The organism is Planobispora longispora, from assembly GCF_016863135.1.
In the GTDB taxonomy this organism is placed as follows: Bacteria; Actinomycetota; Actinomycetes; order Streptosporangiales; family Streptosporangiaceae; genus Planobispora; species Planobispora longispora.
In genome coordinates, this window is the sequence record NZ_BOOH01000051.1 from 58,116 (window position 1) to 72,242 (window position 14,127).

13 protein-coding genes and 1 riboswitch are annotated in these 14,127 nt (G+C 71.2%); of the genes, 12 read left to right on the plus strand and 1 reads right to left on the minus strand.

The window, feature by feature from the left end; all coding sequences use genetic code 11:
• Window positions 1-505: 505 nt before the first annotated feature.
• From Plo01_RS30385 to Plo01_RS30435, 11 genes are all read left to right on the plus strand, one after another.
• Window positions 506-1,804, plus strand: coding sequence for an ABC transporter substrate-binding protein (locus Plo01_RS30385; RefSeq protein ID WP_203894160.1), 1,299 nt, complete (start codon window positions 506-508; stop codon window positions 1,802-1,804).
• A 99-nt stretch (window positions 1,805-1,903) separates the two neighbouring features.
• Window positions 1,904-2,878, plus strand: coding sequence for a carbohydrate ABC transporter permease (locus Plo01_RS30390; RefSeq protein ID WP_203894161.1), 975 nt, complete (start codon window positions 1,904-1,906; stop codon window positions 2,876-2,878).
• A 5-nt stretch (window positions 2,879-2,883) separates the two neighbouring features.
• Entirely contained in the window at window positions 2,884-3,744 is an 861-nt protein-coding gene (locus Plo01_RS30395; RefSeq protein ID WP_203894235.1) for a carbohydrate ABC transporter permease, read from the plus strand.
• Window positions 3,745-4,107: 363 nt separating this feature from the next.
• Window positions 4,108-5,430 carry a sugar ABC transporter substrate-binding protein gene (locus Plo01_RS30400; protein WP_203894162.1) on the plus strand — a complete coding sequence of 441 codons (1,323 nt, stop codon included), beginning with the start codon at window positions 4,108-4,110 and terminating at the stop codon, window positions 5,428-5,430.
• Between the two features lie 80 nt (window positions 5,431-5,510).
• Window positions 5,511-6,533, plus strand: a complete 1,023-nt coding sequence (locus Plo01_RS30405; RefSeq protein ID WP_239317364.1) for a carbohydrate ABC transporter permease — start codon at window positions 5,511-5,513, stop codon at window positions 6,531-6,533.
• The gene (locus Plo01_RS30410; RefSeq protein ID WP_239317366.1) at window positions 6,526-7,365 is read left to right on the plus strand and encodes a carbohydrate ABC transporter permease; all 840 of its coding nucleotides are present in this window, start codon (window positions 6,526-6,528) and stop codon (window positions 7,363-7,365) included. The genes Plo01_RS30405 and Plo01_RS30410 overlap by 8 nt, the downstream gene beginning before the upstream one ends.
• 110 nt (window positions 7,366-7,475) lie before the next feature.
• A complete protein-coding gene (locus Plo01_RS30415) occupies window positions 7,476-8,828 on the plus strand; it encodes a GH1 family beta-glucosidase (protein WP_203894163.1) in 1,353 nt (450 codons plus the stop codon).
• Window positions 8,829-8,897: 69 nt separating this feature from the next.
• Window positions 8,898-9,044, plus strand: a riboswitch (adenosylcobalamin (AdoCbl) riboswitch).
• A gap of 42 nt (window positions 9,045-9,086) precedes the next feature.
• Window positions 9,087-10,052 carry an ABC transporter substrate-binding protein gene (locus Plo01_RS30420; RefSeq protein WP_203894164.1) on the plus strand — a complete coding sequence of 322 codons (966 nt, stop codon included), beginning with the start codon at window positions 9,087-9,089 and terminating at the stop codon, window positions 10,050-10,052.
• Complete coding sequence (locus tag Plo01_RS30425) at window positions 10,053-11,246, plus strand: FecCD family ABC transporter permease (protein WP_373871742.1); 1,194 nt, start codon at window positions 10,053-10,055, stop codon at window positions 11,244-11,246.
• Window positions 11,247-11,340: 94 nt separating this feature from the next.
• Window positions 11,341-12,114 carry an ABC transporter ATP-binding protein gene (locus Plo01_RS30430; protein WP_203894165.1) on the plus strand — a complete coding sequence of 258 codons (774 nt, stop codon included), beginning with the start codon at window positions 11,341-11,343 and terminating at the stop codon, window positions 12,112-12,114.
• Window positions 12,111-12,785, plus strand: a complete 675-nt coding sequence (locus Plo01_RS30435; protein ID WP_239317368.1) for an adenosylcobinamide amidohydrolase — start codon at window positions 12,111-12,113, stop codon at window positions 12,783-12,785. Before Plo01_RS30430 ends, Plo01_RS30435 begins: the two co-directional genes overlap by 4 nt.
• Here Plo01_RS30435 and Plo01_RS30440 read toward each other — a convergent pair.
• The gene (locus Plo01_RS30440; RefSeq protein WP_203894166.1) at window positions 12,749-13,342 is read right to left on the minus strand and encodes a CGNR zinc finger domain-containing protein; all 594 of its coding nucleotides are present in this window, start codon (window positions 13,340-13,342) and stop codon (window positions 12,749-12,751) included. The two genes, Plo01_RS30435 and Plo01_RS30440, sit on opposite strands and share 37 nt — an antisense overlap.
• A 39-nt stretch (window positions 13,343-13,381) precedes the next feature.
• Between Plo01_RS30440 and Plo01_RS30445 the strand changes: the two genes are divergently transcribed.
• Window positions 13,382-14,074, plus strand: a complete 693-nt coding sequence (locus Plo01_RS30445; RefSeq protein ID WP_203894167.1) for a maleylpyruvate isomerase family mycothiol-dependent enzyme — start codon at window positions 13,382-13,384, stop codon at window positions 14,072-14,074.
• Window positions 14,075-14,127: the final 53 nt, after the last annotated feature.

The window sequence follows — 14,127 nt, forward strand, 5'->3', positions numbered from 1 at the left end:
ATGGAGAGCGCTCTCCAGTGAGGACATAGCGTCATGGTCGCCGCAGGGTGCTGTCAATGGGCCGCGGGGGAGCCGTGCGCCGGGCGAGGTCTCTGTAACGGGAATGGGTACGGCCGGTTTCGAACCGATACGGGCCAAGCCTTGACAGGGTTCCCCCGGCAGGGGCACGCTCTCAGCACAGAGAGCGCTCTCTTGTCTTCTCGTCGCCGCATGCGTCGAGCACTCCCCACACCGAGGAGAGCCCTGTGCACTCAACCGCAGTTCAGAGGGCTCGTCGGTATGTGGCGGACCTGAAACGACCGGGTCGCCGCCGTCGCGACCGGTCGGATCGGACCGTTCCGAGAGAGCGTTTTCGGACATCGCGAGAGACCGCTCCGCCGAGGAGGCCGGGATCCGCCGCCGGGCCGGTGCGACGACCGCACGGCGTGTCGCGCTCGGGGCGGCATGCCGTACGGCCACGCCGGTCCTCTCCCCCAAAGATCACCAAGGGCCCAAGGAGGGTTCGATGGGTATGCCCCGTCCCCGGTTTCTCGCTCCGATGATCGCCGCGGTCGCCCTGACCGTGAGCGTGACCGCCTGCGGCGGCGGCGGAACGGAGGCGAGCGGGCAGGCCGGTCCCGGCGCGCCGGCCGAGAAGATAAAGCTGACCGTCGCGCTGTTCAGCGACTTCCACTACGCGCCGCTGTACGAGGAGTTCAAGAAGACGCACCCCAACGTGGAGATCGTGGAGCGCCGGGCGCAGTTCAACGACCACCACACCAACCTCATCACGCAGCTGACCACCGGCGCGGGCGCCGCGGACGTCGTGGCGGTCGAGGGCGGCTACGTCGGCGCCTTCACCCCCTCGCCGGAGAAGTTCTACAACCTCAAGGACTACGGCCTGGACAAGCGGCAGAGCGAGTACCTGGACTGGAAGTGGCAGCTGGGCGTCTCCAACGACGGCTCGTCGCTGATGGGCCTGGGCACCGACGTCGGCGGCCTGGCCATGTGCTACCGGCCCGACCTGTTCAAGAAGGCCGGGCTGCCCACCGACCGCGAGGAGGTGTCGGCGCTCTGGCCCACCTGGGACCAGTACGTCGAGACGGGCAAGAAGTTCGTCGCGGCCGGCGTCGAGGGCGCCAAGTTCACCGACGGCCCGGGCGAGCACTTCCGCGCCATGGTCGAGCAGGCGCCGGTCGGTTACTACGACGAGCAGTACAACATCATCGCCGGGAGCAACCCGGAGGTGCGCAAGGCCTACGACATGGGCGTCCGTATGGTCAACGAGGGCCTGTCGGCCAAGCTCGCCGCCTTCACCCCGCCGTGGAACACCGGGATCGCCAAGGGGACCTTCGCCACCATGGTCTGCCCGGCCTGGAAGACCGGCACGATCAAGGACCAGAACCCCGGTGAGGGCGCCTGGGACATCGCCGCGGTGCCCGGCGGCGGCGGCAACCAGGGCGGCACCCACCTGATGCTGCCCAAGCAGGGCAAGCACCCCAAGGAGGCCGCGGAGCTGATCGACCTGCTCACCAGCAAGGAGAGCCAGATCAAGCTCTTCAAGGAGGCCAGCGCGCTGCCCTCGCTGCCCGCCCTGTACGACGATCCGGCGGTCAAGGACTTCGTCAACCCGTACTTCGGCAACGCGCCGATCGGCAAGATCTTCACCGACGCCGCGAAGGCCCTCAAGCCGCAGAAGGTGGGTCCCAAGGCCGGTGATCTCCTGAAGGCGTTCGGCGACGCCCTTCAGCGGGTCGAGCAGGGCAAGCAGAACCCGGAGGAGGCCTGGGCCCAGGCGCTGAAGGACGTCGGCAGGATCAAGTAGCCCGTCCCCGCCCTCGTCCAGCGCCGGTCGGCCGGCCGGCCACGCGCCGGCCGGCCGGCCGGTTCCTTCCCCGCTCATGAGTCGCCGAAAGGAGCTGCCATGGCCACTCGCGCGCCAGAGCGCCTGGCGGAGGTCCCCCCGGGCAAGCCGGCGGGACATCACCGCCGCGCCGTCCGCCGCCACCTGGTCCACCAGCTCGACGTCAAGGGGTCGCCGTACGCGTACGTGGCCCCGTTCTTCCTGCTCTTCGCCGCGTTCGGGCTGTTCCCGCTGGCCTACACCGCCTGGGTGAGCCTGCACGAGTGGACGCTGCTCGCGGACGAGCAACCCTTCGTCGGCCTGGAGAACTTCAGGACGCTGCTCGCCGACGACTACTTCTGGAACGCCACCTTCAACACCCTGTCCATCGGGGTGCTGTCCACCGTCCCGCAGCTGCTGCTGGCCATCTGGCTGGCGCACCTGCTCAACCGGCCGCTGCGGGCGCAGACCCTCTTCCGCGTCACGCTGCTGCTGCCCAACGTGACGAGCGTGGTCGCGGTGGTGGTGATCTTCAGTCAGCTGTTCGGCCGGGACTTCGGCATGATCAACTGGATGCTGTCCTGGTTCGGCGCCGACGCCGTGCCGTGGAACGAGGGGGTGGCGAGCTCCCACGTCGCCATCTCCATCATGATCATGTGGCGGTGGACCGGCTACAACGCGCTGATCTTCCTGGCGGCCATGCAGGCCGTCCCGCGCGAGCTGTACGAGGCGGCCACCATCGACGGAGCGAGCGAGTTCACCCAGCTCCGCCGGATCACCATCCCGATGATCAAGCCCACGATCGTCTTCGTCGTCATCACCTCGACGATCGGCGCCATGCAGGTGCTCGCCGAGCCGCTGCTCTTCGGCGTCTACACCCTCACCGGCGGCGTGGACCGGCAGTACCAGACGCTCGCGCTGTTCATCTACGAGAACTTCGTCAAGCTCGACTTCGGCTACGCCTCGGCCATCTCCTGGATGATGTTCGTCTTCATCGTCGTGATCGCCGGCGTCAACTACCTGATCACCCGCCGGAGCAGGGGAGGACTGCTATGACCGGCATGACCGCCGGCCGGACGAGGGGCCGGACGGCCCGCCGGGGCGTCCCCGGCGCCCCCCGCAGGCTCATCTATCTCACGCTGACGGCGGTGGCCTTCTTCTCGGCGATCCCGCTGTACTACAGCGTCGTGGTGGCCTCCCGGGACAACGCGGCGCTGGCGGAGGTCCCGCCCCCGCTGGTGCCCGGCGGGAACTTCTTCGCCAACGTGGCCCGGGTGTTCGACACCGTGCCCTTCGGGCTGGCGCTGGCCAACTCCGTCCTGGTCTCCGGCTCCATCGCGCTGTCGGTGATGTTCTTCTCCACGCTGGCCGGCTTCGCCTTCGCCAAGCTGCGCTTCCGCGGCCGGAACATCCTGCTGCTGCTCACCGTGGCGACCATGATGGTCCCGGCCCAGCTGGGGATCATCCCGCTCTACATGCTCATGGTGAAGCTGGAGTGGACCGGCACGATGTACGCGCTGATCGTCCCCGCCATGGTCAGCGCGTTCGGCGTCTTCTTCATGACGCAGTACCTGTCCCGGGCGCTCCCGTCCGAACTGCTGGAGGCGGGCCGGGTGGACGGCTGCACCACGTGGGGACTGTTCTGGCACGTGGTGATCCCGGTCGCCCGCCCCGCGGCGGCCGTGCTCGGCATGCTCACCTTCATGTCGGCCTGGAACGACTACTTCTGGCCGCTGGTCGTGCTGACCCCGGAGAACCCCACCGTGCAGGTCGCCCTGTCGACGCTGGCCGCCGGGTACGTCAACGACTACGTGCTCGGCCTGACCGGTACCGCGCTGGGCACGTTGCCGCTGGTCGTCGTGTTCGCCCTGCTCGGCAAGCAGATCATCGGAGGCATCATGCAGGGGGCCGTCAAGGGCTGAGCGCAGGGGAGCCCCGGGGCCGGACGCCCGGGGCGGTTCGGGATCGGACGTCGGGTGCCGCCGTGTGGCGGCACCCGACGTCGTTTTATGGGAAATCGCTCTCCAAGGCGGAGGCCCACATCGTGAACATCAAGAATTGGTCACGGCCGGTTGGAAACTCCCTGTTCACGTAGGGGAAGCGAGGAGGAAACCGGATCCGGGCCCCCGGCCGGAGGGGGTGAGGCTTGACAGTGCTCGCCCCGCAGGGACACTCTCCTCTTGGAGAGCGCTCTCCGATCCCGGTCGTATCGGGACTGCGGAACATCCGGACCCACCCCCCGACTCCCCCCGAACTCCGGAGTCCTCACCATCGAAGGAACAACCGTGCGTATTCGAAAGCTCGCCACCACGGCCCTGGCCGGGGCCCTGCTGCTGGCCGCCTCCGCCTGCGGCGGCGACGGCGGCGACGGCGGAACCTCCGCCGAGAGCGGCGCCCCCAAGACCCTCACCTACTGGGCGTCCAACCAGGGCCCCAGCCTCGAGGCCGACCAGGAGATCCTCAAGCCCGAGCTCGACCGCTTCAAGAAGGAGACCGGGATCGAGGTGAAGGTCGAGGTCGTGCCGTGGGCCGACCTGCTCAACCGGATCCTCGCGGCCACCACCTCGGGCCAGGGCCCGGACGTGCTCAACATCGGCAACACCTGGTCGGCCTCGCTGCAGGCCACCGGCGCCTTCGTGCCCTTCGACGACGCGCTGCTGGCCAAGCTCGGCGGCAGGGACCGCTTCCTCGGCCCGAGCCTCGCGGCGACCGGGGCCTCGGGGCAGCCGCCCGCCGCGGTCCCGATCTACGGCATGACCTACGGCCTGATGTACAACAAGAAGATGTTCGCCGAGGCGGGCGTCGAGGCCCCGCCGAAGACCTGGGACGAGCTCATCGAGACGGGCAAGAAGCTCACCAAGGACGGCAAGTGGGGCCTGGCCGTGGAGGGCGCCAGCGTCACCGAGAACGCCCACCACGCCTTCATCTTCGGCCAGCAGCACGGCGCCGAGCCGTTCGACGCCTCCGGCAAGCCGCAGTTCGACTCCGACAAGCAGGTCGCCGCGACCAAGCAGTTCCTGGACCTGATGGCGGTCCACAAGATCGTCAACCCGAGCAACGCCGAGTACGGCAACGGCACCCAGGCCGTGCAGGACTTCACCTCCGGCAAGGCCGCGATGCTGATGTGGCAGTCCATCGCCTCCTCGGCGAAGGCGGCCGGCATGAGCGAGGACGACTACGGCGTCGCCCCCATCCCGCTCCCCGACCCCGCCCAGGGCGGCAAGCAGGTCAACGGCATGGTGGCCGGCATCAACATGGCGATCTTCAAGAGCAGCAGGAACCGGGACGCGGCCGTGGAGTTCGTCAAGTTCATGACGGGCAAGCAGACGCAGCAGAACCTCAACAAGGCCTACGGCTCGCTGCCCACCGTCAAGGACGCCTACGACGACCCCGCGTTCCAGAGCGAGCACATCAAGGCCTTCCAGGAGATCCTCGCCACCACCGCGGCGCCGCTGCCCCAGGTGCCCGAGGAGAGCCAGTACGAGACGCTGGTCGGCACGGCGATGAACGAGCTGTTCGCGGACGTGGCCAGCGGCAAGCAGGTCACCGAGGAGCAGATCAAGGCGAAGCTGACCGAGGCCAACGAGAAGATGCTGGCCGGCAGCTGACCCGCCCACCCGCGGCGCCGGGCGGAGCACCGCCCGGCGCCGCGCTCGCTTCCGATCCCCTCGATCCCCCCGATAGGAGAATGATGGTCGCGTCCACCACGCCGCGGCCCGGCGCGCGGCGCGGAACCGGGTCGCGGGAGGGCGGGTCCCCGCGGTCCAGCGGGAGGGGGCCGGGCCGGATCGCCGCCCTGATCCCGGTGCGGCTGCGCCGCCTCGGCCTGCCGTACCTGCTGATCCTCCCGGCGATCGTGCTGGAGCTCCTCATCCACCTGGCGCCGATGCTGGTCGGCATCTGGATGAGCTTCCTCAAGCTCACCCAGTTCTTCATCCGCAACTGGTCCGCGGCCCCGGGCGCGGGCCTGGCCAACTACGAGATCGCGGTGGACTTCGACTCGGCGGTGGGCGCCTCCCTGCTGCGGTCCTTCACCGTCACCGTCGCCTTCACCGTGCTGGCGGTCGGCCTGTGCTGGCTGCTGGGAACCGCCGCGGCGGTGCTGATGCAGGGGAGCTTCCGCGGCCGAGGGGTGCTGCGCACCCTGTTCCTGACGCCCTACGCGCTGCCCGCCTACGCCGGGGTGATCACCTGGAGCTTCATGTTCCAGCGCGACTCCGGCATGGTCAACCACATCCTCGTCGAGCAGTCCGGCCTGCTGGACGAGCGCCCGTTCTGGCTCATCGGCGGCAACAGCTTCGTCGCCCTGCTGGTGACCTACGTCTGGCGGGTCTGGCCGTTCGCCTTCCTGGTGCTCATGGCCGGGGTGCAGAACATCTCCGACGACCTCTACGAGGCCTCGGCGATCGACGGGGCCGGCTGGTGGCGGCAGCTGCGCTCGATCACGCTGCCCATGCTGCGCCCGGTCAACCAGGTCGTGGTGCTCGTGCTGTTCCTGTGGACCTTCAACGACTTCAACACGCCCTACGTCCTGTTCGGCGGGTCGGCCCCCGAGGAGGCCGACCTGATCTCCATTCACATCTACCAGAGCTCCTTCGTCACCTGGAACTTCGGCTCGGGCTCGGCGATGTCCGTGCTGCTCCTGCTGTTCCTGCTGCTGGTGACCGCGGTGTACCTGGTGGCGACCTCACGGAGGAGAAGCCGTGCGTGAGCCCCGATGGCTGCCCTGGGCCCGCTGGATCGTGCTCGGGTCCCTCGGCCTGTTCACCCTCGTCCCGCTGTACGTGATGGCCACCACCTCCATCAAGCCGCTCGGGGACGTGCAGGGCGACTTCCACTGGATCCCCACCACGATCAGCCTGCAGCCCTTCGCCGACATCTGGCGGACGGTGCCGCTGGCCCACTACTTCGTCAACAGCCTGATCGTGGCCTCCGCCGCGGCCGTGGCGTCGGTGACGATCGCGGTCTTCGCCGCGTACGCGATCAGCCGCTACCGCTTCCCCGGGCGGAGGATCTTCTCCATCACGGTGCTGTCCACCCAGATGTTCCCCGGCATCCTGTTCCTGCTCCCGCTGTTCATGATCTTCGTGAACCTCGGCAACACCATCGGCGTGGAGCTGTACGGCAGCCGCACCGGCCTGATCGTCACCTACCTGACCTTCTCCCTGCCGTTCTCCATCTGGATGCTGGTCGGCTACTTCGACTCCATCCCCACCGCGCTGGACGAGGCCGCCCAGGTGGACGGGAGCGGGCCGGTCGGCGCCCTGCTGCGGGTGGTCATCCCCGCGGCGATGCCCGGCATCGTGGCGGTCACCATCTACGCCTTCATGACCGCGTGGGCCGAGGTGCTCTTCGCGTCGGTGATGACCGACGAGAGCACCCGCACCCTGGCCGTCGGCCTGCAGGGGTACTCCACGCAGAACGACGTCTACTGGAACCAGTTGATGGCCGCCTCCCTGGTGGTCAGCGTCCCGGTGGTGGCCGGATTCCTGCTCCTGCAGCGCTATCTGGTGCAGGGCCTGACCGCCGGCGCGGTCAAGTGACCGTCCCGGCCCGCCGGACGGCCGTCCGAGCCTGACCGGCCCTCCGAGCATGCCCGGGCGCGTTCCCGCGCGCCCGCCTCCCGTTCCCTTCTCCCGAGGAGAGTTCACATATGCAACCGCAGTCCGCCTTCGGCCCCGGCTTCGTCTGGGGGGTGGCCACCTCGGCCTATCAGATCGAGGGCGCGGTCTCCGAGGACGGCAGGTCGCCGTCGATCTGGGACACCTTCTGCCGCGTGCCCGGCGCCGTCGACGGCGGCGACACCGGCGACGTGGCCTGCGACCACTACCACCGCTGGCCCGAGGACGTGGAGCTGATGCGCCGCCTCGGCGTGGACGCCTACCGCTTCTCGGTGGCCTGGCCCCGGGTGATCCCGGACGGGGCGGGCGAGGTCAACCCGCGCGGCCTGGCCTTCTACGACCGGCTGGTCGACGCCCTCCTGGAGGCGGGCATCCGCCCGTTCGCCACCCTGTACCACTGGGACCTGCCGCAGGCGCTGCAGGACCGCGGCGGCTGGCCGAGCCGGGAAACCGCTCTCCGATTCGCGGAGTACGCGGCGGCGGTCGCCGGGGCGCTCGGCGACCGGGTCACCGACTGGACCACCCTCAACGAGCCGCTCTGCTCCTCCTGGATCGGCCACCTCGAAGGCCGCATGGCGCCCGGCTGGACCGACCTGACCGCGGCCGTCCGGGCCTCCTGCCACCTGCACCTCGGGCACGGCCTGGCCGTCCAGGCGATCCGGGCCGCCGCCCGGAGCACGCCGTCCATCGGGATCGTCAACAATCTCAGCACCTGCGAGCCCGCCACCGACAGCGACGAGGACCGCGCCGCCACCCGCCGGATGGACGGCCACGTCAACCGCTGGTGGCTGGACCCGGTCCTGGGCCGCGGCTACCCCGAGGACATGATCGAGGTCTACGGCGTCGACCTGCCGCTCCGGGAGGGCGACCTGGAGACGATCGCCGCCCCGCTGGACTACCTCGGGCTGAACTACTACTTCCGGCAGATCGTCGCCGACGACCCCACCGGTCCCGCCCCGTACGCCCGCCAGGTCCCGGTGCCCGGCGCGCCGGTCACCGGGATGGACTGGGAGATCAACGCCGACGGGCTGGAGCGGCTGCTGCTCCGGCTGACCCGCGAGTACGGGGCCGAGAGGCTCTACGTCACCGAGAACGGCTCCGCCTGGCCCGACACCGTCGGCCCGGACGGCACGGTCGACGACCCCGAGCGCACCGCCTACCTGGAGGACCACATCGCCGCCTGCGCCCGCGCGGCCCGGCAGGGCGCGCCGCTGGCCGGGTACTTCGCCTGGTCGCTGCTGGACAACTTCGAGTGGGCTTACGGCTACGACAAGCGTTTCGGCCTGGTCCACGTCGACTACGCGACCCAGGCCCGCACCGTCAAGACCAGCGGCCACCGGTACGCCGCGCTGATCCGCGACCACCGGCGGGCGCCCGTGGCCTGACGCCTGTACCACCGCCTTTCGAAAGGTCGGCGGGTGCCCTGCCTCATCAGGGCATCGGGCGAGGTTGATACCGTTTGCCCGACGCGCGGTGTGGAGCGAAGTCCGGTGCGAGTCCGGCGCTGTCCCGCAACTGTCATGGCCCGTGACGGGCCGAGCCAGGTCGCCTCTCACCGTGCCGACGCCGTCGAACCCTCGTGGAAAGGGTGATCCGTCATGATTTCAGCGGGTCCTCGGTTCCAGCAGATGAAAGGACCTTTCGTGAGGCCCGTACGTACATCCCTCGCGGGCGCGCTCCTCGGTGTGCTGGCCCTGGCCGGATGCGGCCAGAGCTCCACCGGCGCCCCGCAGGGCGATGCCGCCACCGCCTCCGGGGCGCCCTCCGCCGCCTCCTCGGAGGCCGGGGCCTTCCCCGTCACCGTCGAGGCGGGCAACGGCCCGGTCGTCATCGCCGAGCGGCCCGAGCGGATCGTCTCCCTGTCGCCCACCGCGACCGAGAGCCTGTTCGCCGTCGGCGCCGGTGCGCAGGTCGTCGCGGTCGACGACCAGTCGAACCACCCGGCCGAGGCGCCCAAGACCGATCTGTCCGGCTTCAAGCCGAACGCCGAGGCGATCATCGCGCAGAAGCCCGACCTGGTCGTGCTCGCCAACGACATCGACGGCATCGTGGCCAAGCTGGCGAAGGTCAACGTCCCGGTGCTGCTGGAGCCCGCGGCCACCAAGCTCGACGAGGCGTACGACCAGATCACCGACCTCGGCGCGGCCACCGGCAACACGGCCAAGGCCCAGGAGGTCGTGACCGGGATGAAGAAGAAGATCGACGAGGTCGTGGCCGCCGCGCCCAAGGACAAGAAGCTCACCTACTACCACGAGCTGGACACCACGCCCTACTCGGTGACCTCCAGCACCTTCCTCGGCCAGGTCTACGCCCTGTTCGGCCTGACCAACATCGCCGACAAGGCCCCGGACCTGGCCGGGGGCTATCCCAAGCTCTCCGCCGAGTTCGTCGCCCAGGCCGACCCCGACCTCGTCTTCCTCGGCGACACCAAGTGCTGCGGCCAGAACAAGGACACCCTGGCCAAGCGCCCCGGCTGGTCCAAGCTCTCCGCGATCAAGAACGACCGGGTCGTCGGGCTCGACGACGACATCGCCTCCCGCTGGGGCCCGCGCGTGGCCGACCTCGCCGAGCAGGTCGGCGCCGCCGTCGAGAAGGCCGCCTCCGAGTAAGTGACCGATCCATCTGATTCCACCGCCCCGCCCGCCGGCGGGACGGCGGACGGCTCCGCCCACGTGCCCGGCGCGGCGTCCGGCCGTACCGCTCACGCACCCGGTTCCGCCCCCGGCGGCGCCGGTACGGCGGAAGGCGGCGCGGGCGTTTCCGGCGCACCCGCGGGGCGGGCCACCCGGCTCCGGCCGGCGGCCCTGCTCGTCGCCCTGGGCGTGCTCCTGGCGAGCATGACCACCGGCACGCTGGCCGGGGCGGCGGACATCGCCCCCGGGCAGGTGATGCTGGAACTGCTCGACCGGCTGCCGTTCGTCTCGGCGGGCTCCGGTCTCACACCCGTCGAGCAGGGACTGCTGGTGGAGCTGCGGCTGCCCCGGGTGCTGCTCGGGGCGGTCGTCGGCGGCCTGCTGGCCATCGCCGGGGCCGCCTACCAGGGAGTGTTCCGCAACCCCCTGGCCGACCCGTACCTGCTGGGCGCCGCCGCGGGCGCGGGCCTCACCACCACCGCGGTCATCGTGCTGCTCAAGGGCGACACCGAGGCCGTCACCATCCCCGCCGCGGCGTTCGCCGGGGCCGTCGGCGGCGTCCTGCTCGCCTACGCCCTGGGCAACGTCGCCGGCCGGGGCGGCGGGACCGCCACGCTGGTCCTGGCCGGGGTCGCGGTGACCGCCTTCCTCACCGCCGTGCAGACGTTCGTCCAGCAGCTCAGCGTCGAGGACCTCCAGCGCATCTACGGCTGGATCCTCGGCACCGTCGACGGCGGCTGGGAGCGGATCACGCTGATCGTCCCCTACGCGGCCGTCTCGGTGGCGGTCCTGCTGGCGCACGGGCGGCTGCTCGACGTGCTCTCGGTCGGCGACGACGAGGCCGTCAGCCTCGGTCTCAACGCCACCCGCGTCCGGCTCGTCGTCCTGCTGGCCGCCTCCCTGGCCACCGCCGCCGCCGTCGCCGTCAGCGGCCTGATCGGCTTCGTCGGCATCGTCGTCCCGCACGTGATCCGCCGCCTGGCGGGAGGCTCCTACCGGGTCGTGCTCCCGCTCTCCCTGATCGGCGGGGCGGCCTTCCTGGTCTTCGGCGACGTGATCGCCCGGACCGTGCTCGCCCCGGCGGAGCTGCCCATCGGCGTGGTCACCGCGTTCGTCGGCGCGCCGTTCTTCGTCGCCGTCCTGCGCGTGACGAAGCGGGTGGAGACGTGATCCGGGCCGAGATCGCGGCGGTCACGGAGATTCGGACGGGGCCCGCGGACCACGGGACGGGCCGCCCCGGAGGGCCGGTCCCCGGGGTGACTCCATGAGCGATGTCAGAGCGCACGACCTCTCGGTCGTCCTGGACACGCGGACCGTGCTGTCCGACGTCGGCCTCCAGGTGCGCGGCGGTGACTGGCTCGCCGTGATCGGGGCCAACGGCGCGGGCAAGTCCACGCTGCTGAAGGCGGTGGCCGGAGTGCTGCCGTACTCCGGCGAGGTGCTCATCGACGGCACGTCCGTCCGGCGGCTCAAGCCCCGGGAACGGGCCCGGCTGCTGGCCTACGCCCCCCAGAGCCCGGTGCTGCCGGCCGACATGACGGTGTTCGACTACGCCCTGCTGGGCCGCACGCCGTACATCCCCTATCTGGGCCGGGAGAGCCGCCGCGACCGCGAGGTGACCGCGTCGGTGCTGGAGCGGCTGGACCTCGCGCCGTTCGCCGGTCGCGCGCTCGGCCGCCTGTCGGGCGGCGAGCGCCAGCGGGTCGTGCTGGCCAGGGCGCTGGTCCAGCAGGCTCCCGTGCTGCTGCTCGACGAGCCCACCACGGCCCTCGACCTGGGGCACCAGCAGCAGGTGCTGGAGCTGGTCGACCGGCTCCGCCTGGCCGACGGGCTGACCGTGGTCACGACCCTGCACGACCTGAGCCTGGCGGGGCAGTACGCCGACTCGATGATGCTGATCTCCGACGGCCGCGTGGCCGCCTCGGGGAGCCCGGCGGACGTGCTCACCGAGAAACTGATCGACGCGCACTTCGGCGCCCGCGTCCGGATCACGAGCGGCCCGGACGGCAGGCCCGGCGTCCACCTGGAGCGCCCGTGACCCCGGACCTGCGGCTGAGCCACCGCCGGGAGGACGGCGCCCGCCTGGCCTCGCTGCTGTGGGAGCTCGGCGCCGGCTGGCGGGGGATCTCCTCGGCCATGCTCGGGGGCGGCATCGGCCCGGTGGAGTGGGTGCTCAACGCCCAGGTGCCCGGCGGCTACGCGCGGATGGACCCGGTGGAGCACCTGCTGGAGTTGGCCCCGCCCGGCCCCGGCGTCGGCATGCTCACCGCCGCCTCGGTGGGCCGCTTCACCCGGGCGGAGGACGGCGGGGCGCACGCCGTGACCACCGTCGGCCTGCGCGTGCCCACCTGGGCCGCCGCCCCCGAGGGGGCGGCCGACCCCGAGCTGGCGCCCGTGCACACCCCGGGCACGATCAACATCATCGTCGCGGTCCCGGTCGCGATGAGCGACGCCGCCCTGGTGAACGCGGTGATGACGGTGACCGAGGCCAAGACGCAGGCGCTGGTGGAGGAGGGTTTCCCGTGCACCGGCACAGCCTCCGACGCGGTCTGCGTGCTGGCCCGCGCGGACGGGCCCGAGGAGCTCTTCGGCGGCCCACGCTCCACCTGGGGCGCCCGGATCGCCCGCGCGGTCCACCGCGCCGTCCGCCAGGGCACCCGGGCCTGGGCCGGTCAGGGCCCCTCACGTACGGCGCGGCGGGCCCGGTAGGCGGCCATCTTGGCGCGTGCGCCGCAGCCGTCCATGGAGCACCAGCGGCGGTGACCGGACCGGCTGGTGTCCAGGAACAGCAACGTGCACGGGTGGAACTCGCATTCGCGCACGCGCCCGGCCAGCGGCCCGCCGAGCAGATCGACGGCGTCGCGGGTGATCTCGGCCAGCAGCGTCTCCGCGGTCGCCTCGCCCCGGACCCGTCGCAGACGGCCGTCGGAGCCGATCTCCAGCCGCTCCGCCGGCGCGGGCCGGGCGGCCCAGTCGTTCACGGTCGCCAGCGCCTCCGGCGGGATCTCCCGTTCCTGCAGGCGGGCGGTGAACAACTCGTACATCGCCTCTCGGAGGGCGCGCGCCCGACGCAGCTCCGGCTCGCCCGCCGCCGGAGCGGTCAGGCCCGTCCCGCCCGCCGCCGGGGCGGTCAGGCCCGCCTCGGCGAACCAGCGGTCCAGGTCGGCAGGGGCGGCCAGCCGCTCGACGCGCTCCGTCCGCCGCCTGCCCATGGTGGCGATGAAGTTCAGGCAGTGCCGTCCGCCGTGGAATCGGAAGGTGCTCACCCTGTTGAAGTTACCGGATTAACCGGTAACCTGCTTGCCATGACACCGAACGATCTTGTGGCTCGCGTCCGCGACGGCCAGCGCCGCCTGGAGAACCTGCTCACCGGCCTCACCGATGACGACGTCCGGGCCCCCTCCGCGCTGCCGGACTGGTCGCGCGGTCATGTGATCACCCATCTGGAGCAGAACGCCGCGGCTTTCACCCGCCAGGCGGAGTACGCCCGCCGGGGCGAGCTCATCGACGTCTACGACGGCGGGGCCGACGGCCGTGCCGCCGCCATCGAGCGCGAGGCCGGCCGCGGGGCCGGGGAGCTCCGCGAGGCCCTCGCCGAGGCGCACGCCGCCCTGGAGGACGCCTGGGCGGGAACCGGCGAGGACGTCTGGGGGCGGCCCATCCGCTACCGCGACGCCACCCTCCTCGACACCGTCCACGCCCGCTGGCGCGAGGTCGAGGTCCACATGGTCGACCTGGACCTGGACTACCGGCCGTCGGACTGGCCGATCGACTTCTGCGACCACGCCGTGGACTTCCTGGCCCCCCGCGTCCCCGTCGGGACGCACGTGACGATGATCGCCGGTGACGCGGACCGCCGGTGGAGCATCGGGAGCGGCGACCCCGTCGTCCTGCGCGGGAACGCGGGAGACCTGATCGCCTGGCTGGCCGGGCGGGCTCCCGTCGGGCCGGTCGTCGGCGAGACCGGCTCCCTGCCCGAGCTCGGTCCCTGGCCGTGATCATCCGTACGGCCGTGATCATCCGTACGGCAGGGAGCCTCCGCGCCACCTGG